Annotated in this window: 12 protein-coding genes; 5 read left to right on the top strand and 7 right to left on the bottom strand. The window is 40.1% G+C overall.

Features of this window, described 5'->3' with window-relative positions:
• Positions 1-15: 15 nt before the first annotated feature.
• From FJ709_RS01565 to FJ709_RS01555, 3 genes are read right to left on the bottom strand one after another with little or no spacing between them, the layout of a single operon-like run.
• Positions 16-831 (bottom strand): hypothetical protein, encoded by an 816-nt coding sequence (locus tag FJ709_RS01565; protein WP_226412800.1) that lies wholly within the window; start codon positions 829-831, stop codon positions 16-18.
• Positions 831-1,676, bottom strand: coding sequence for a hypothetical protein (locus tag FJ709_RS01560; RefSeq protein WP_226412799.1), 846 nt, complete (start codon positions 1,674-1,676; stop codon positions 831-833). The genes FJ709_RS01565 and FJ709_RS01560 overlap by 1 nt, the downstream gene beginning before the upstream one ends.
• Positions 1,673-2,887, bottom strand: a complete 1,215-nt coding sequence (locus FJ709_RS01555; protein ID WP_226412797.1) for a hypothetical protein — start codon at positions 2,885-2,887, stop codon at positions 1,673-1,675. Before FJ709_RS01555 ends, FJ709_RS01560 begins: the two co-directional genes overlap by 4 nt.
• 273 nt (positions 2,888-3,160) lie before the next feature.
• Here FJ709_RS01555 and FJ709_RS01550 point away from each other — a divergent pair, with 273 nt between their 5' ends.
• The 4 genes from FJ709_RS01550 to FJ709_RS01535 all read left to right on the top strand — a co-directional run bounded on the left by FJ709_RS01550 (position 3,161) and on the right by FJ709_RS01535 (position 5,945).
• The gene (locus FJ709_RS01550) at positions 3,161-3,544 is read left to right on the top strand and encodes a RidA family protein (RefSeq protein ID WP_226412795.1); all 384 of its coding nucleotides are present in this window, start codon (positions 3,161-3,163) and stop codon (positions 3,542-3,544) included.
• A 96-nt stretch (positions 3,545-3,640) separates the two neighbouring features.
• Positions 3,641-4,345: a tRNA (guanosine(18)-2'-O)-methyltransferase TrmH gene (gene trmH / locus FJ709_RS01545; protein WP_226412793.1), complete on the top strand. Its 705-nt coding sequence runs from the start codon at positions 3,641-3,643 to the stop codon at positions 4,343-4,345.
• Positions 4,346-5,009: 664 nt separating this feature from the next.
• Positions 5,010-5,213: a hypothetical protein gene (locus FJ709_RS01540; protein WP_226412791.1), complete on the top strand. Its 204-nt coding sequence runs from the start codon at positions 5,010-5,012 to the stop codon at positions 5,211-5,213.
• 252 nt (positions 5,214-5,465) lie between these two features.
• Positions 5,466-5,945: a hypothetical protein gene (locus FJ709_RS01535; RefSeq protein WP_226412789.1), complete on the top strand. Its 480-nt coding sequence runs from the start codon at positions 5,466-5,468 to the stop codon at positions 5,943-5,945.
• Between the two features lie 273 nt (positions 5,946-6,218).
• On the opposite strand, the gene acnB is transcribed toward FJ709_RS01535, so the two are convergent.
• Positions 6,219-8,816 carry a bifunctional aconitate hydratase 2/2-methylisocitrate dehydratase gene (acnB, locus tag FJ709_RS01530; protein WP_226412787.1) on the bottom strand — a complete coding sequence of 866 codons (2,598 nt, stop codon included), beginning with the start codon at positions 8,814-8,816 and terminating at the stop codon, positions 6,219-6,221.
• A gap of 399 nt (positions 8,817-9,215) precedes the next feature.
• On the opposite strand from acnB, the gene hxpB reads away from it, so the two are divergent.
• Positions 9,216-9,884: a hexitol phosphatase HxpB gene (hxpB, locus tag FJ709_RS01525; RefSeq protein ID WP_226412785.1), complete on the top strand. Its 669-nt coding sequence runs from the start codon at positions 9,216-9,218 to the stop codon at positions 9,882-9,884.
• A 56-nt stretch (positions 9,885-9,940) separates the two neighbouring features.
• Here the strand turns inward: hxpB and FJ709_RS01520 are convergent, their stop codons facing one another.
• The 3 genes from FJ709_RS01520 to lpdA form a co-directional block, all read right to left on the bottom strand.
• Positions 9,941-12,151, bottom strand: coding sequence for a patatin-like phospholipase family protein (locus FJ709_RS01520; RefSeq protein WP_404830032.1), 2,211 nt, complete (start codon positions 12,149-12,151; stop codon positions 9,941-9,943).
• Between the two features lie 117 nt (positions 12,152-12,268).
• Complete coding sequence (locus FJ709_RS01515; protein WP_404829993.1) at positions 12,269-16,702, bottom strand: EAL domain-containing protein; 4,434 nt, start codon at positions 16,700-16,702, stop codon at positions 12,269-12,271.
• 567 nt (positions 16,703-17,269) lie between these two features.
• Positions 17,270-18,700 carry a dihydrolipoyl dehydrogenase gene (gene lpdA / locus FJ709_RS01510; protein ID WP_226412781.1) on the bottom strand — a complete coding sequence of 477 codons (1,431 nt, stop codon included), beginning with the start codon at positions 18,698-18,700 and terminating at the stop codon, positions 17,270-17,272.
• Positions 18,701-18,711 lie beyond the last annotated feature (11 nt).

The raw sequence follows: 18,711 nt of genomic DNA, 5'->3' as shown, positions 1-18,711 counted from the left end.
TTGCCTAGGTGAAGCTTACTCAACTGACGAAGTATCATTGGTTAGTAGCAGTTGTCGGTCCTCTGCAACATAATCCGTTAATGACACCATTTCCATCACCCTTTGTTGGGTTTGATTGGCCGCCTTACGCCACTTTTTATGCTTATCAGAACGGTCTACACGATGGCTAAAACGCACCACTAAATAATGGCCTTCATCTAAACCTAAACAATACATGTCTTTTCTACTTCTTAAACGGGGGTTGACCAGTTGATAAAATACCCATTCAGTATTATTAATTTGTACCGTGGTTGCATCAGGAATCGGCGGATAGCCACTGCCACTAATATAAGCCTCCAGTTGCTCCGCCATCACCTCATCCGATAGCGTTGTATGTCTACTCATTTCAGCTCTTAACTCGGTATTGCAACCTCGAGCTTTATCTCCAGGAATAGGGTCATTATAATATTCATCATATTCTTGTATCACCCAAACTCCTAGAGCCTCATTATCAAGCGCATTAACACCATCAGGGTTTTTTTTTATTCTAAATGTGCAGCCCTGCATACCATATTCACTACTCGGTAGAATACCGATAATAGGTAAGTACATCCACAACTCAGTATAGATATGAACATAAGTTTCATGGGTGTGAGTTTTTTGTTTCTGACCAAACCAATAGTTGCTTCTATAAGGATAATTAACTTCTTTTGGGGGCTCTTCCGTAGCAATATTACTGACTGGCATAGTTATTTTTAACAGTTTATCTTCTAAAATAAACCGCTCAGTGACTAGCTGAGTAAAGTCTGCACCGCCAACAAAGCCTCGCCATAAACTCTTCAATAAACCCATTATGCCGTTTCTTGCCCAAATGAAGTTTGTGGAGCTGACGAAGTATCATTGGTTAGTAGCGTTTGTGGCTCCTCTGCAACATAATCAGTTAATGACACCATTTCCATCACCCTTTGTTGGGTTTGATTGGCAGCCTTGCGCCACTTTTTGTGCTTGTCTGAGCGGTCAACTTGATGGCTGAAATCAACGACCAAATAATGGCCTTCATCCAGACCTAAACAATACATATCTGTCCGACTTCGGTGATTTGGCTTCAGTAATTGAAAGAATACCCATTGTGTATTATTAACATCAACCATAGTTGCTGCAGGAATGGCCGGGTAACCACTGGCATTTATATATGCATTTGTTTGAATCTGCATGGTTTCATCATCCAAGGTCTTATGCTTACTCATTTCGTTTCTCAATTTAGTATTCCAACCTATTCCTCTCTCTCCAGGCTCCGGGTGATTATAATATTCATCATACTCTTGATTAAGCCACAGCCCTAAAGCCTTATTATCGAGAGCATTCACCCCCTTGGGGGCCTTTCTTATATGAAAAGAACACCCTAGCATGCCATATTCACTACTGGGTAAAATACCAATTATCGGTAAATATACCCAAACACGTGTATAGATATGCACGTAGGTCTGATGGCTATATATTCTTTGATGTGTACTAAACCAATTTTTATTACGATACGGATAATTGACTTCTTTAGGAGTTTGTCTTGCGGCAACATTACTTATCGGAATGGTGACTTTAAGAATTTTATCTTCTAAAATAAATCGTTCTGTAATCAACTGAGTAAAGTCTGCTCCACCAACAAAGCCTCGCCCTAACGCTTTGATTAATTTTTTCATAATAGTTGGCTCATCTGTTCCGCTTTAGTTATATATTTTTTAACATATGCAGCCCGTTTATGATCACCTAGCATCACTAGCTGCTGGTGATAGGTTTTCACCCCGAGAAATGGCAAGGTATGCGGACTTACACCAGGTGAGCCTAGCAATGCGCTAGCAAATTTTAACGACCGCGCAAAACTACTTTTTGACAGATCATTTTTACCGGCAATATTGGGCACCACGTCAAACGGATTATTTCGTGGCTGATGAGTTTTCAACCCCACTAACTTAGCAACTTGTTGCAAGTCGGCCACATTAGCACCACTACCATGAATCGCTAGCTCTTGACCCGTTAATTGCCCTTGATAATTGACTCGATAATATTGCAACGCTGATAAAAATATAATCGCCCCTTGGCTGTGGGCGACCCACTTGACCTTTTTGCCTAATTGCTGATTTTGTTTTAGCACCGCCGCCAAGTGCTGAGCATTATGCGAAGTATTACTTTGACCTTTGTCAAAAGCACATTCATATAAATCACGTACGGCTTTATCACTGGGATTATGAAACAAGGTATAGGCTTTTATACTATCGCTTTGATAAGCACTGTCTAAATGGGTGCCCATTAACCACTGCGCTTTAGCAAACTCATTTAACATACCATTAACCGCAGCATGGGCAGTATTCACTTGTGTACTTGGTGTTGGGCGCCCCCATTCATTGATCAGTACTTTTATTTCATCATCTGTTTTCGCGCCATCATATTTTTCCCCAACGCCAATCCTTTCTACTCGATACAACATGGTACGTTCATCAGTATGACGATCTTTGCTGCCATATAATTGCTTATCAAATAATATATCGGTGACTTGCACTTGGCCGTTAGCGGCTATTTTATAGTCGATGAAATAATGATAGTTACGGAAGGGGATATTAGTACGGCGCATATGCCTGAAGGGGTTTCGGCTTTGCTTAATAGAAGACGCTGCTGTGGGGTGTATACTGATAAACTCAATTTCTTTAATCACTTGTTTCTGGTCATAATCATTAAGGCTTTGCAGCATGACCAGTGCTTGATATGTGAATTCAACTTTTTTACAATTAAAGTTTTGTGGCAAGCGCACGCCATGCTCTAAAGCCATTTGATGATCTAAACCCATTAAACTATGGGGTGCTAAAGTCTCTCCTGACTGCGCGTTAACGCCTGTATTGATGTTTTTCCATGTCATGTTAATCATCCTTGAAATTTAAATGCTATATAATAAGGCGCTTTATCTATTTTTTATATAGCTATAAATGATTGGTTTTCAAGCACGAAGTAACACTTAGTGATGGGTGTTATTACTTAATACAATACCCCTTTTACGAGAGTTATCCATTTACAGGGCTATAAAGCAATATATTTAAAATCAAAACATATTTAAATACTATTGCTCGTTCACCCTTAAGTAGATACATTATATAACTGAATTTACCGATAATAAACAACAAGAGAGCACAAGATGGCTGAAAAAATTATCATTGCTACTGACAAAGCACCGCAGGCGATTGGCACTTATTCTCAGGCTGTAAAGGTCGGCACTACTGTTTATCTATCTGGTCAAATTCCGTTAGACCCTAAAACCATGACCATGGTAAGCGATGAGTTTTCTGCACAGGTTGTGCAAGTATTTGAAAACTTAACCGCGGTGTGTGACGCTGCTGGCGGAAAAATGTCAGACATAGTGAAGTTAAATATCTTCTTAACTGACTTGTCACACTTTGCCACAGTGAATGACATTATGAGTCGCTACTTCCAACAGCCTTACCCAGCACGTGCTGCTATTGGGGTAAAAGAGCTACCAAAAGGCTCATTGGTTGAAATGGACGGCATTATGGAGCTATAAGCTCTGTCATTAACGTCCAATATTACTCAGTATAGAGGGCGCTTATGCGCCCTTTTGTTTACTTGTTGTTAGCTAAAATTTTACCGAATATTTATTATGAGCCCTGAACGTTTCGCCCGTATTAATCAAATGCTAGATAACCGCCAGGTTGATCTCACTTTATGTTTAGATACTGTCCATAAAACCCAAAACATTGCTGCGGTTATTCGCACCGCAGATGCCGTGGGTATACATCAAGTTCATGCTGTATGGCCTGACGTTCAAATGCGAGTATCAGGCAATACAGCCTCTGGGAGTCAGCAATGGGTAAAAACCATAGTGTATGACAACATGAGCCAAGCGGCTTCTCAGTTTACTGCTCAGGGCATGCAAGTGCTGGCTACCAACTTTTCTGACACCGCCGTCGACTTTCGCGAAATAGACTACACCAAACCAACGGTGATCATCATGGGCAACGAGCGTGACGGTGTCAGTGATGAAGGGCTAGCGATTGCTAACCAACATATCATTATCCCTATGCTTGGTATGGTGCAATCGCTCAATGTATCGGTCGCTTCTGCATTGATCATGTATGAAGCACAACGCCAACGTGAACAAGCAGGCATGTATGGCACTCGTCATTTAGATGAGGCTTATTGTCAGAAAATGTTGTTCGAGCAAGGCCACCCAGTTTATGCAAAAGCCTGTCGACGTAAAAATATCCCTTATCCGAAAATTGATCAGCAAGGACAAATAGAGGCCAATGCAACCTGGTGGCAAAGGATGCGAGAACCGGATCCTAATGCTGATTTAGTTATTTAATCGTTAAATTTATACAGTACCATTACTGTAATCAATTGCCTGCTGCAGGCTTTGGCGCAAGCACTTCTGTGTCACGCTGCACTCTTTATATAGAATAAGTCCCTGTAAGCTCAACGATTTTAAACAACATCCTTGTGTAACTGCCAGTTCGGCATCCATGACTCTCGCCCATAGCGTTTCATACCATGAAAATTCGCCCTGCCATCGACGGCCACAGCCGCGCTTGCACCAGATATTCTATCTCTTCGATTTACCCTCACTTGAAGTAATGTTCAAACCGTTATTCCCGAGATCTTTTATCGGGAATCCAGCCTTTTGCTTTTAAGTGTAGCAACCAACAATGTCAAATAGAGGAGATAAAAATTTCAGGTGTGGCGTTATTCTGTGAATATCTAAATAGAGATAATTAATTTCATGGCAGTTTTGCTATTTGATCGTTAAATTTATACAGTACCATTACTGTAATCAATTGCCTGCCGCAGGCTTTAGCGCAAGCACTTCTGTGACACGCTGCAAGTACGTCCATGTAAGCTCAACGATGGCATCCCTGCCATCGACGGTCACAGCCGCGCTTGCGCCTGATATTCTATCTCTTCGATTTACCCTCACTTGAAGTAATGTTCAAACCGTCATTCCCGAGATCTCTTATCGGGAATCCAGCCTTTTGCTTTTGCTTTTAAATGTAGCCACCAACAATGCCAAATCGAAGAAACAAAAATTTCAGGTGCAGATGAGCCAGCGAGTATCCAAAACCAAGGCGAAGTTTCATGGTGTGAAACGTTTTGAGCGAGAGGCATGGATGCCGAACTGGCAGTTTAACAAGGATGTTATTGGTTTTGGTCAAGCCCACATGGATGCTTCTTTATAAATCAACAGCCGGCGTCTCGTTGGATTATCTGCACATAAACCTGCGACAGGCAATTAGTTAGATTCAAGTTCTGGACTTATATAAATGTAATCAAAAAATCGTTTGGAGAGGCTTTAATGTTAATTCTCAGTAGGGTTACTTACTAGCTCGATCAGATCTGATAATAGATACAAAATTATTTTCCACTTAATATAAAAAATAATGCACTATAATTATTATTCACTACAGTATTCTACATTTTAAAGAGATCAATTGACTAATTCAGATAATTTAAATTTATGCTTAAATAAGATAAATACCTTAGCAAATGAAATCGAGTCCTATGAGCACACTATTTTCAACCAAGCTTTTTATGCAATATTGAAAGCTTCTGCTATAGAAATTGATGATCTGATCAACAAAATTGACGATTTAACCTCATCCAGTCTACATACACGAAATATATTCGAACTATACTTAATTTTACGGCATATTTCTGAAGATGAAATAGCATTAAGCAACTGGATTGGGCAGTCACACAAAGATTCTACAGACATTAACAAAGGCTTCGTTTCTTTATTTCAATCTAATGGACTTGATACTTCTATACTAGAAAATATGCAGCAACTTAAGGACAAAGCCCACGAAGAAAGCAAGTATGAATCGAAAGGCCCATTTCAAATAAAACCCCTAGCAGATAAGTATGGTTATCTAAATGATTATCTAGCATTTATAAGCTTTGCTCAAAACTAATCCATCCATCATCATTAAAAATTAACTTGTATGCCGAAATAAGCAAGGACAATAATTACTTAAAAATAGTCCAAAAAATTGCAGTTCACTTTAGTGATAAACTTACGAAATTTGCCTTAAACATTGAAAATAAGCCTTAATATTAATCAGTATAACCTTCAATTATATTTCCAAAACTATAAGTCCACTCCATAACTGAAACATTTAGCATCACAAACAAAAATGCCAGCATTTCTGCTGGCATTTTTAATTCAACGATTAACTAGTTCAAGCTTAAACCGCTGATTGGATAATCACGCTGCCGGCTTTCTTAGTATAAGAGTCGATTTGATCGAAGTTCAAATAACGGTAAGTATCAGCTGCCGTTGCATCTAATTCTTTAGCGTAAGTTTGATACTCTTCAACTGAAGGTAGGCGACCCAATAACGCGGCAACTGCTGCTAACTCAGCAGATGCTAAGTATACGTTTGCGCCAGTACCTAAACGGTTAGGGAAGTTACGCGTAGAAGTTGATACTACAGTAGCACCTTCTGCAACACGTGCTTGGTTACCCATACATAGAGAACAACCAGGGATTTCGATGCGAGCACCAACACGGCCGAAGATTGAGTAATAACCTTCTTCGGTTAATTGATCGCGGTCCATCTTAGTTGGCGGTGCAATCCACAAACGTGTTGGCAGTGTTGTAGCAAACTTTTCTAACATCTTACCGGTCGCACGGAAGTGACCTATGTTAGTCATACAAGAACCAACAAACACTTCGTCAATCTTAGTTTGTGCCACGCTTGATAATAATACTGCATCATCAGGATCGTTTGGCGCACAAAGGATTGGCTCTTTGATGTCGTTTAAGTCAATTTCGATAATTTCAGCATATTCTGCATCTTTATCAGCTTCCATTAACTCAGGGTTTGCTAACCAATCTTGCATCGCTGTAATACGGCGCTCAATAGTACGACGATCGCCATAACCTTCGCTGATCATCCACTTTAACATCACGATGTTAGAGTTAAGATACTCAATGATAGGCTCTTTACCTAGCTTGATGGTACAGCCAGCAGCACTACGTTCAGCCGATGCATCAGATAATTCAAATGCTTGCTCTACTTTTAAGTGCTCAAGACCTTCGATTTCTAATACAAGACCAGAGAAAGCATTGATTTTGCCCTTTTTCTCAACGGTCAATAAGCCAAGTTCAATCGCTTTAAGCGGAATGGCATGGACAAGATCACGTAATGTGATGCCTGGTTGCATTTCACCTTTAAAGCGAACCAAAATTGACTCTGGCATATCAAGAGGCATAACACCCGTTGCTGCAGCAAATGCTACTAGACCAGAACCTGCTGGGAATGAAATACCAATTGGAAAACGCGTATGTGAATCACCACCAGTACCTACGGTATCTGGAAGTAACATACGGTTTAACCATGAGTGAATAACCCCGTCACCTGGACGAAGTGATACACCACCACGGTTCATGATGAAATCAGGTAACGTATGGTGAGTGTCAACGTCAACTGGCTTTGGATAAGCCGCTGTGTGACAGAATGACTGCATGGTTAAATCAGCGCTAAAACCTAAACAAGCTAAGTCTTTTAACTCATCACGAGTCATAGGACCTGTTGTGTCTTGTGAGCCCACAGACGTCATTTTAGGTTCGCAGTATTGACCAGGACGAATACCTTTTACGCCACACGCTTTACCGACCATTTTCTGTGCAAGGGTAAAGCCCTTATTAGTGACAACAACATCTTGTGGGCGTACGAATACGTCAGATGCTGTTAACCCTAAGGTTTCACGTGCACGGTCTGTTAAGCCACGGCCAATGATTAATGGAATACGGCCACCAGCGCGAACTTCGTCTAACAATACGTCTGTTTTTAGCTCAAACGTAGAGATAACTTCATCAGTACCACCGCGCTTAACTTCGCCAGTGTATGGATAAATGTCGATAACATCGCCCATTTCCATTTTATCAACGTTTAGTTCAATCGGTAACGCGCCTGCATCTTCCATAGTGTTGAAGAAAATTGGTGCGATTTTGTTACCTAAACAGAAACCACCAGCACGCTTGTTTGGTACATAAGGGATATCATCGCCCATGAACCATAACACTGAGTTAGTTGCTGATTTACGCGAAGAGCCGGTACCAACAACGTCGCCCACATAAACAAGTGGATGACCTTTGGTTTTAAGCGCTTCGATTTCTTTAATTGGACCCACTTCGCCAGACACATCAGGTACGATACCGTCACGGGCGTTTTTCAACATGGCTAATGCATGTAATGGGATATCAGGACGTGACCATGCATCGGGTGCTGGTGACAAGTCATCAGTGTTGGTTTCACCCGCCACTTTAAATACGGTTAAAGTCACTTTATCAGCAAGTTTAGGACGGTTTAAGAACCACTCTGCGTTTGCCCAAGCTTCAACAACTTGTTTTGCTGATGCATTACCTGCTTGCATTTTTTCTACCACGTCGTGGTAAGAATCAAACATTAATAAGGTGTTTGATAATGCTTTAACTGATAATGGCGCTAATGCTGGGTTATCTAATTGAGCGATTAACGGCTCAATGTTGTAACCACCTTGCATAGTACCAAGTAACTCTACGGCACGTTCAGCAGATAATATTGGTGATTTTACAGTGCCTTTTGCCACAGCATCTAAGAATGCCGCTTTCACATAGGCAGCTTCATCAACACCTGGTGGAATACGGTTTTCTAATAAATCGAGAATGACAGCCTCTTCACCAGCTGGCGGTGTCTCAACTAATTTTACTAATTCAGCCACTTGTTGTGCATCTAATGGCTTAGGGACAATACCCTCTGCGGCACGCTCTGCGACGTGTTTACGATATGCTTCTAGCACGGCAACATTCCTCTTTGTTTGACGCCTTACGGCGAAACTCAACGTCAGTTTTAGTCACGCTGAAATTCCACAGGTTAGGGCTTGAAATCCGGTCCCCAGTATACTACAGCTTTAAAAAAGTATGAATCTGCTCACACTGTTACTAAGATGAAATCTACGGGATTTTTTGGTACTACAGATAATGTAAAGCCTGATTTAAACAAATAAAATTAGACAATAGTTTGAAATTACAATAAAAAACATAAAATTCAATACTTTAAAATATATCTGTTGATTAAAATCATCTGTAAACAATCTCACGCCTTAAAAATAAATATTTTCAATAATTTGTATTTTTAATGAACTCATTTAGGGAAAACGTTACGCTAATGGTCCTTTCTGACCAATATTGAGTTTTTTATGGCAAATGTGGATATCAAAGCGATTATTTTTGACATGGATGGTGTACTTATCGATTCCGAACCCGCATGGCAACAAGCTGAAATAGCTATTTTGAACGCGCTCGGATTATCGCTAACCTTAGAAGATGTCGAAAGTACCACCGGGTTTCGCATCGATCAAGTGGTGCGTTATTGGTACCAACGCTACCCTTGGGACAACTATGATAATGCCAAAACGGCTAATGCTATCGTAGAAGAAGTTGTCAATATTATCCGCCAACAGGGTCAAGTAATGGACGGCATTATTGACACTCTTAGCTTTTGTCAGCAGCAAGGGCTAAAAATAGGCCTAGCAACCTCTTCCCCAAGCCTTATCATTGATGCTGTGCTAGATAAGCTTGGTATTCGGCATTATTTTGAAGCCATCACCTCAGCAGAGTTTTTAGCCAGAGGAAAACCCCATCCTGAAGTATATTTGAATTGTGCTTCAGCGCTGAACATTGATGCAGAAAACTGCCTAGCAATAGAGGATTCATTTAATGGCTTAGTTGCCGCTAGAGCCGCTTCTATGCAAACGATTGCTATTCCTGCGCCACAGTTGGCAACACAAGCTAAATGGATTATTGGTCATCATCAAGTGCCTGATGCTCACGCCATCATCGACATACTTAAACAACATTATCGATAGGTGTTTCTCACCCAAACAATCAAGGCAGCTAATGCAGCCTTGATTGAATAATGAGTTTAGAAGTTCTTCCCAATAAATAAATAGAATGCTCTGTCACCGTTATCATTGTAACCAAAGCCTAATGCTGCAGGCCCCCAGGACGTATCTGTCCCTAAATATAGACTGCCTGAAAAAATAAGATCGTTAATATCAACATCCTCACGCAAATACCAAACGTTCCCCGCTTCGAAACTGGTGCCTAAATATAATGGCATATCAGTAATTAATACATCCCGGCCTAAATCGTACTGATAGATCACAGCGCCAAAGACTTTATGTGCTCCGGCCAAAGCACTTTTATGAAAACCTGATAGATTTAAAAATCCTCCTAAATTGCTCAAGTGGATTGAAAAATCACCGTCACTTTCAACCGTCGACAAAGCCATCTTTCCTACGATTGCATGGTGACCTAAATTAAGCGCTCCTTTCCAATCCGCGTCAATTTGCCAGGTTCTATCGCTCGCGTCAGCAAAGCTTGAAGACATATAGCTTTCATTTCTAAAGTAGCCAGCTAAAGTAAACCGGTTACCTTCTGTCGGGAAGCTAATACTGTTTAAGGTATCATAAGCCGTTTTGATATAAGCGCCATAGGTTTCATAATCAAACTTGCCAGTGAACACAGCATTGTTGGTAATTGTACCTAATTCACCGATCAGACCTAACTCGATAATCCCATCAGAAGAGTAGTTGTATCCTATACCCGTTGTAAAAGTTGATACGTTATTATCTAGCTGATATATCAATTCATTTTCATCATATAAATCCCAGCTTTTCATTTCGTACTGATACCGAGCAATCGTATAGGTGTCTTGGTCTCTATCCAGTGGTTGATAAAACTCAGTCGCAACCCGCTTTTGAAAGCCAAGTTCCAATTCATTGCGCCACTCACCACCATTGTCAGTTAAATCTGTCATCGCAAAAGCTAAGTTTAATGTCACTGCCGAGTCTAATGTGAAATCGTCTTCCCAATTAAAACCAGCATCAAAATAATTAGGTCCCCAAGATTTCGCTTTAGATTTTACCGTCAGAATACGTCCTAGTTCAGTATCATTAAATTCAATATCAACACTTTCAAATCTGTTTAATGAGTAAACACGTTTAACCGCTGCTTCTAATTCTTCTTTGGTAATGACCTGCCCCGGCTTTATCTGCAGACTATCGTGTATTAATTTATCATTCACTTTAGATTCATTATTTAACACAATTTGATAAATCGGTTGTTTAATTGGGTTGTTCCAGCGTAAACGTTTTTGTTGTTTCGCATCAACATAGGCTTGGTACTCTTCATCAGAAATAGACAACTTAATCAGTTGGTCATATTTCAGCTGTGCAGCCTGCTCTCCAATCACTAATGCTTGGGGCATGATTGAAAAGTCTGTGGTGCTGAGGTTATCAATCCAAGGTCTGATTAGAATATCGTTTTCTTTTAGCAGTTGCTTTTGACGCGCTGTGCTAGCTTGAGTCAAGATAGTGGATAATTGCTCAAGTACGGCAATGGTACTATTTAACTGGCTTTGTTGAGTTAAAGGTGAGCCTATATCAACCGCAATAATGATATCAGCCCCCATGCCTTGAACTACATCAATAGGCATATTGTTAGCAATGCCACCATCGACCAATAACATTCCATCGATACTGGCAGGCTGCAACGCACCAGGCACGGTTGCAGAAGCTTGCATCGCTTTGGAAATACTCCCATGACTTATGACCACGGCTTCACTGGTGGCTAAATTGGTAGCAACTGCGCGAAAAGGAATGGCCAGATCATCAAAATCACCAAACTGCTCAACCAAGTCCGTTGAGTGGCGCAATAGTTGCGACATTGTTTGACCTTGCAACAGCCCTGAAGGTGTAGTGATCTCTCCTCTATTAAATCCCACGCTAAGTGGAATATTGTATTTATCTCTTAATTGCTTGTTTCGATATGATAAGTCTTCTCTGGGAATAGTGTCTGAATAGCCTGTATCCCATGCACCTTCCAACATGATAGTTTCGATTTCATCGGCACTAAAACCTAAAGCATACATACCAGCAATATAAGCACCAATACTGGTGCCAGCCACGTAATCCACAGGGATATTGTTGGCCTCTAACACTTGTAACACACCAATATGGGCAGCGCCTTTAGCACCGCCGCCACTAAGCACTAAGCCAATGGTGGGTCGTTCTTTAAATGTTGGCGGTTTATCAACTGCAGAATGCGCAGAACCAAAAAACAACAGTGCAATCACTGAACCAATAATAAATTTCACACGCAATATTGACCGAAAAATGACCAATTTAGTAATCCCAAAGACAATTAAAAACAATCATATTCTAGCAAAGATTAACCAACTCCCCCTAACTCAATTATGAAAAGTGATGGGTTTTTCTTTGGTGTCAATACCAAGAAAAGTGTCCAAATCAGATCTTGGCATCGGCTTAGCAAAATAATAACCCTGGATAATGTAGCATCCACGGCTAAATACTTGCTCTAGTTGCTCCTTAGTTTCAATTCCTTCGGCTACGACTTGTAATTTAAGATTACGTGCTAACTCAATAATACTGGATACAATCGCTTGATCTGCTTGATTTTCAGCAATTTGAATTAAGAAGGAACGGTCAATTTTGAGTGTATTAACCTCAAATGATCTTAAATAAGCCAGTGATGAGTATCCGGTCCCAAAGTCATCAATCGCCACTTGTATGCCCAAAGCTTTTAATTGAGATAAATGCTCAGTCGCAACATGTATCTCTTTCATTAACACCCCTTCGGTAATCTCAAGGCATAAGTTTTTTGCTGGAAACCCCGTTTCAGTTAACGCACTTTTAACTGAGTCAATAAAGCTACTTTGTCTAAACTGCACGGCAGAGACGTTTACTGATAGCTTAAAGTCGTGTTCATAATGTTGATACCAACGGGCTCCATCAAGACAGGCTTGTTTAAGCACCCATGTATCAATGTCGATAATTAATCCACAAGATTCGGCTATTTTTATAAAAATATCGGGTCGAATATAACCCTCTGTTGGATGTTTCCAACGAATTAATGCTTCCATGCCGATAAAGCGATCGTTATGTAGAATGTCAATCTGTGGCTGATAATGCAGCTCAAACTCATCTCGCTCAATCGCCTTGCGCAAATCAGACTCCAAGCGTAAATGGTACAGTGCTTCTGCATTACGCTCAGCTGAATAATATTGAAAATTACCACGCCCCTCTTCTTTAGCGTGATACATGGCTAAGTCAGCATTTTTTATCAAGACTTCTGAATCTTGACAATCTTCAGGCCAACAACTAATTCCTATACTGGTTGAAATAAAAAATTCACGTCCATAAAGTTTAAATGGCTTTTCAATCTGCTCTAATAATAGACTTGCAAGGTGGTTAATATGATCAATGTCATCAGCATTGCGCAGTAAAATAACAAACTCATCACCGCCAAAACGGCATAACAGATGCTCCGAATTCAAACAGGATTGCAAACGGTTTGCTGCCTCAATTAATAATGCATCCCCCATGCTATGACCAAAAGAATCATTAACCGATTTAAAGCGATCTAAATCTAAAAACATAAGCGCTAACTTTTCATCACTTCGCACCGCATCTTCAATGACTTGATTAAGTAATACGACAAACTGAGTTCGGTTAGCTAAACCTGTAAGTGGATCGTTATTGGCTAATCGCTGTAATTTAAGTTCACTCTGTTTTCGCTCGGTCATGTCAGAAAACACCACCACATAATGTTGGGTAGTGCCGACAGAATTGAGCATTTTGGAGATATTTAACCACACAGGACAAGGCTTATTATCTGCACGCAATAAATCACGCTCGCCACTCCAAAATGTGTCTCGGCTAAACAGCTTATCGATATTTAAAGGGACTTGACTGGATAGCACTAAGTTGGAAAATTGGTTACCCAATAACTCTTCACCCCGCATAGCAAGAATTCGGTTAGCGGCAAGATTACTAATTTTGATACGCTTATCAGCATCAAGAATTAACATCCCTTCTGAGGTATTCTCAAATGCCTCAGCCAATAGGTTCACTTCACTTTCTAATTCGCGCTGTGAGGTAATATCGGAGTAAATGCCAGCAGCACGCTTTAGTCGACCGCTTTTAGCTTGCCACGATATAGCCCGTCCTTTTATTCTCAGCCATCGCCAGTCCTGTGACTCATGACGATAGCGAAAGTCCACATCTATCATATCTGCTGTCGACTTAAGCAACTCAAGCCATGCTTGGGTCACGCGGTCAACATCCTCTGGATGAATAGGAAGATCGACTAGTTTTGTCAAAATATTTAACTTATCGCCTAACATGCCACCACGATTATCTAAGGTTAGTATTTGGTTATCATCGCGCCATTCCCATAGATCAGAATCACTGCCACGAAGGGCTTGAGACAACCTGTCATCGCTTTCAACTAAAGCTTGATTGACCTTTTTAAAACGCATGACTTGGCGCTGACGATATATGGATAAAACAAAAGCAAAAAAGAGCACGCTGAAAATTAGTACACCTTTAAAGTATTGAGATTGCCACCAATACTCATCTACTAAAAAGCTAAACTGAAATGGATGAGCCGACCATACACTGTGTTTTTTATAGTTCAGTTCTAGGGTATATTTGCCAGCGTTTAAGCCTGAAATGTTAATTTGAGATTGGCCTTCCAATAACACAAAGCTAGACAAAGCTTTGCCATTTTTCAGTAAGCGATATTGTAAACTTATTGGGCTGTCATCAAGATAATCTAAATTTGAAATTTGAAAGCTAATTAAGCTTGCGCCTGGCTCTACCGTTTTTAATTGCTCAGGTAGCAAAAACAAATCGGTTTTTTTATCATAAAAAACCGAGACTGACTCAAGAAAAATATTATTATTAATAATTCGATTAGCTAATTTGTTGGGGTCAATTAACATGGCGCCGTCAGGCGTGCCGACATATAACCCCATTTGAGGCTGATATAACACCGCTGATTCATTAAGCTCATCAGAGATAAAGCCATCATGGTGAGTAAATGAAGAGTGAGTTTGTGTCCGTTTATTAATTTTTATAATAGAGCGAGAACATCCAATTAAGAAGTCCTCTGGGGTTTCTTGTAAAAAAAGCACCACATTACAGTCAATATTTAACTTATCATCGAAGTCAGTAATTACCCCAGTGTTAATATGATATTCAAACACACCATTTTGCGATGTCCCCAGCCATAGCGTATCCGAACTAACCTGAAGAAGGTGGGTAATCTGCGGTTGCTTATCTAAATGAGAAAAAGCATTTTTTATTGGCGTAAATATTAAGTCGTCATCAAGGTAACCAAAACTTTTCTCTCCCCCTAACCATAAGCGATTATGGTTATCTCTGATAATTGCACTAAACCAGAATCTTCCTTGCTGTGACTCACGATCATCAAGCATCACTTGCTGCAGCTCAATGCCTCCATACTGCCAATAGTAGAGGCCTTGAGTCGTCGAAAACCAAATTCTATCTAATATAGGATCACGATAACTAGTAATCACCACATTTTTTCTTAGGGATAATTGCCCACCACTCCATTGACTAAAATCAGAGGAGGCATTGGTATATTTGTTAATAACAAATAAACCGTTAGTGGTAGATAACACAATATGATCATCATCAAGATCAGTAATGTTATAAATGCTGTCATTTGGTTCAAAACCATCGGGCACAACTAATGTCGAAGCTTTAGAAAGCGTATCAATCACCTCTAAACCACCATCAGTACCTAACCAAACTTTATTATTTTGTTGAAAAATAGACCATATCATTTCGTTATCGAGTTGATATTCTGAAGACTGAGAAAAATAATCAACAATATAATCAGGGGCGGTTGCCACTAAAGCCAAACCATCACCTGAGCCACCCACCCAGATCAAACCGTTTTCATCAATTGCAAGGGCATGAATATAATCAATATCTGCAAATGTTTTTAATGGCTGATGATAATTCTTCGAGTCATTAGTATTTACATCCCATGAAATCAATCCACTGCGACTGCCAAGCCAAAGTGTGCCTTTGCTGTCTTCAACCACTTTTTCAATATAAAAGGGCTTATCCATAATAGGAGTTATGGTGCGCTGGCTTAAGATTATTTTAAACAAACCTTTAGATGAAAATAGCCATATCTGTTGATGTGAGTCTTGCATTAACCCCTTAATTGACCCACGCTTTTTGTTCCATCCTAAATCGATTACTTTACCATCTAAAAGGTGCAGTTCAGCTTTATGGGGGGAAGTATAAATACGCTCTTGGTTGCTTAAGACTAATTGATGCCCCCAAGGGATAGTAGAAGATAGCGATCCTTTGGGGTCAGGGATCAAACTCATACTGGCAATGTCAAATAGGTAACGTTGGCCGTCATGTGACAGTAATTCAAATTGATTCGCGTGATTATCAACTATCGAGACTATGCCAAGGCTAGTATTGTCTTCATCCCCTCCCATCGCAGTAGGTTGAAATAGCTGGGTGAATTTGTGTTCCCGTATACTGTATAGGTACAGGGTGCTAATAGAGGTAATTAATAAATGCTCATCAGCAACTGGAACCACTCGGTAAAGCATCTCGTCGTCTAAAACAGACTCAGTGCCGACTTTATCAATGCGCCTAATTGAGTTATTACTAACTCGATAAAGCCCTTGTTCAGTTGCAAGCCAAGCATAACCATAACGGTCAAAACTGATATCGTTAATAGTGCTATTAGCTAAACCATCTTTAGCATTAAATACACGCTGAATGAAGTCGGCCCCTTTAGCAGGTGCAACGGATCCCAGCATAACCATAACGACTATTATAAAGGCGCAGAAGCGATACATTTAAGGTGAGATACTCCAATACCTAATGTTGTTTTATCTCAAATAAAACAACTAATGAACTGACTTTTATCCTATTTGATTTAGAAGTCCATTCTGGTATCAAAAACCGTCTAATTTCAATATACAGTCACAGTCACAGTTACAAATAATGAAAAATATTTAAAACAGCCATTTAAACAATAACTTTTACCAACTAAATCATTGCTGTTAATGTGTTAGCTTCACTTCTAGCAGTCTCTTAAACTAAGTATAAAAGTATTTTTACAGGTTAGCATTTAAACAGACAAGCCAATAGCGCTATTTTTCAAGAGACATTAAGCCAAACAACTTAAATTGCTGAGCGCATATTGTGCAATTACGCCAGAATGTGTGGCTTAATAGTGTGCAAATGGAGACTAAATTCAAAGCCAATAAGGGCAACATATAATAAATAACATAAATTTTACGCTAGAATTAATATGCTACTATGAAGTAAGTGTAGACCAAAAAAAAGCACCCATTAGGGTGCTTTAAATAATTTATTTATGCAGTTAATTACTTCTTTTTAACCGCTTTTGGGTTAGGTAAGTCAGTAATTGAACCTTCATAAATTTCAGCAGCAAGACCCACTGATTCATGTAAGGTTGGGTGAGCGTGAATCGTTAATGCTAAATCTTCAGCATCACAACCCATTTCAATTGCTAGGCCGATTTCACCGAGTAATTCACCGCCGTTAGCTCCCACAACAGCACCACCGATAACACGATGAGTCTCTTTGTCGAAAATTAACTTAGTCATACCTTCACTGCAATCTGAAGCGATTGCACGGCCACTAGCAGCCCAAGGGAAAGTCGCAGTTTCATAAGCAATACCTTGCTCTTTTGCTTCTTTCTCAGTTAAACCAACCCAAGCGACTTCAGGATTTGTATACGCTATTGAAGGAATAACTTTCGGGTCGAAGAAGTGCTTAAGACCAGAAATAACTTCAGCAGCAACATGACCTTCATGCACACCTTTATGGGCTAACATTGGTTGACCAACAATATCACCAATAGCAAATATGTGTGGCACGTTAGTACGCAGTTGTTTATCAACATTGATAAATCCACGCTCATCAACATTAACACCGGCTTTTTCTGCAGCCAATGACTTACCATTTGGTGCCCGGCCAATAGCCACTAACACAGCATCATAACGCACTGGTTCTGTAGGGGCTTTTTTGCCTTCCATTGTCACATAGATACCATCATCTTTTGCTTCAACAGCAGTCACTTTGGTTTCAAGAATTAGATTAACCTTCTTCTTAATTTGCTTAGTGAATACGCGAATTACGTCTTTATCAGCAGCAGGAATGACCTGGTCGAACATTTCAACCACATCAATTTCACTGCCTAGTGCCTCGTAAACCGTACCCATTTCTAGGCCAATAATACCGCCGCCCATAACAAGCAGTTTACCCGGTACTTCTTTCAATTCTAATGCGTCAGTCGAATCCCAAATACGTGGGTCGTCATGAGGAATGAAAGGCAATTTAATTGGGCGCGAACCCGCAGCAATAATGGCGTGTTCAAACTGCACAACTTTAACGCTACCGTCTTCAGCTTTCACTTCTAAGGTATTTGGGCCAGTAAATGTACCAAAGCCATTAACCACATCAACTTTACGCATTTTAGACATTCCGCCTAAGCCGCCTGTTAATTGGCCAATAACTTTCTCTTTAAAGCTACGTAATTTGTCTAAGTCGATTTTTGGCTCACCAAAAACAACGCCGTGATCAGCAACCATTTTGGCTTCTTCAATCACTTTTGCTACGTGTAATAATGCTTTAGATGGGATACAACCCACGTTTAAACACACACCACCTAAGGTGTTGAAACGTTCAACGATAATAGTATCTAAACCTAAATCTGCTGCGCGAAAAGCCGCAGAATAACCTGCAGGGCCAGCACCTAATACAACTACCTGAGTTTTAATTTCGTTACTCATGTTTTCCTCTA

Source organism: Shewanella glacialimarina, from assembly GCF_020511155.1.
Taxonomy (GTDB): domain Bacteria; phylum Pseudomonadota; class Gammaproteobacteria; order Enterobacterales; family Shewanellaceae; genus Shewanella; species Shewanella glacialimarina.
This window is presented reverse-complemented; position numbering and strand designations above follow the sequence as displayed.

Coding starts and splice junctions, on each gene's coding strand:
- FJ709_RS01565 (WP_226412800.1), bottom strand. CDS start 831: ATGGGTTTATTGAAGAGTTTATGGCGAGGCTTTGTTGGCGGTGCAGAC.
- FJ709_RS01560 (WP_226412799.1), bottom strand. CDS start 1,676: ATGAAAAAATTAATCAAAGCGTTAGGGCGAGGCTTTGTTGGTGGAGCA.
- FJ709_RS01555 (WP_226412797.1), bottom strand. CDS start 2,887: ATGACATGGAAAAACATCAATACAGGCGTTAACGCGCAGTCAGGAGAG.
- FJ709_RS01550 (WP_226412795.1), top strand. CDS start 3,161: ATGGCTGAAAAAATTATCATTGCTACTGACAAAGCACCGCAGGCGATT.
- trmH (WP_226412793.1), top strand. CDS start 3,641: ATGAGCCCTGAACGTTTCGCCCGTATTAATCAAATGCTAGATAACCGC.
- hxpB (WP_226412785.1), top strand. CDS start 9,216: ATGGCAAATGTGGATATCAAAGCGATTATTTTTGACATGGATGGTGTA.
- FJ709_RS01515 (WP_404829993.1), bottom strand. CDS start 16,702: ATGGTTATGCTGGGATCCGTTGCACCTGCTAAAGGGGCCGACTTCATT.
- lpdA (WP_226412781.1), bottom strand. CDS start 18,700: ATGAGTAACGAAATTAAAACTCAGGTAGTTGTATTAGGTGCTGGCCCT.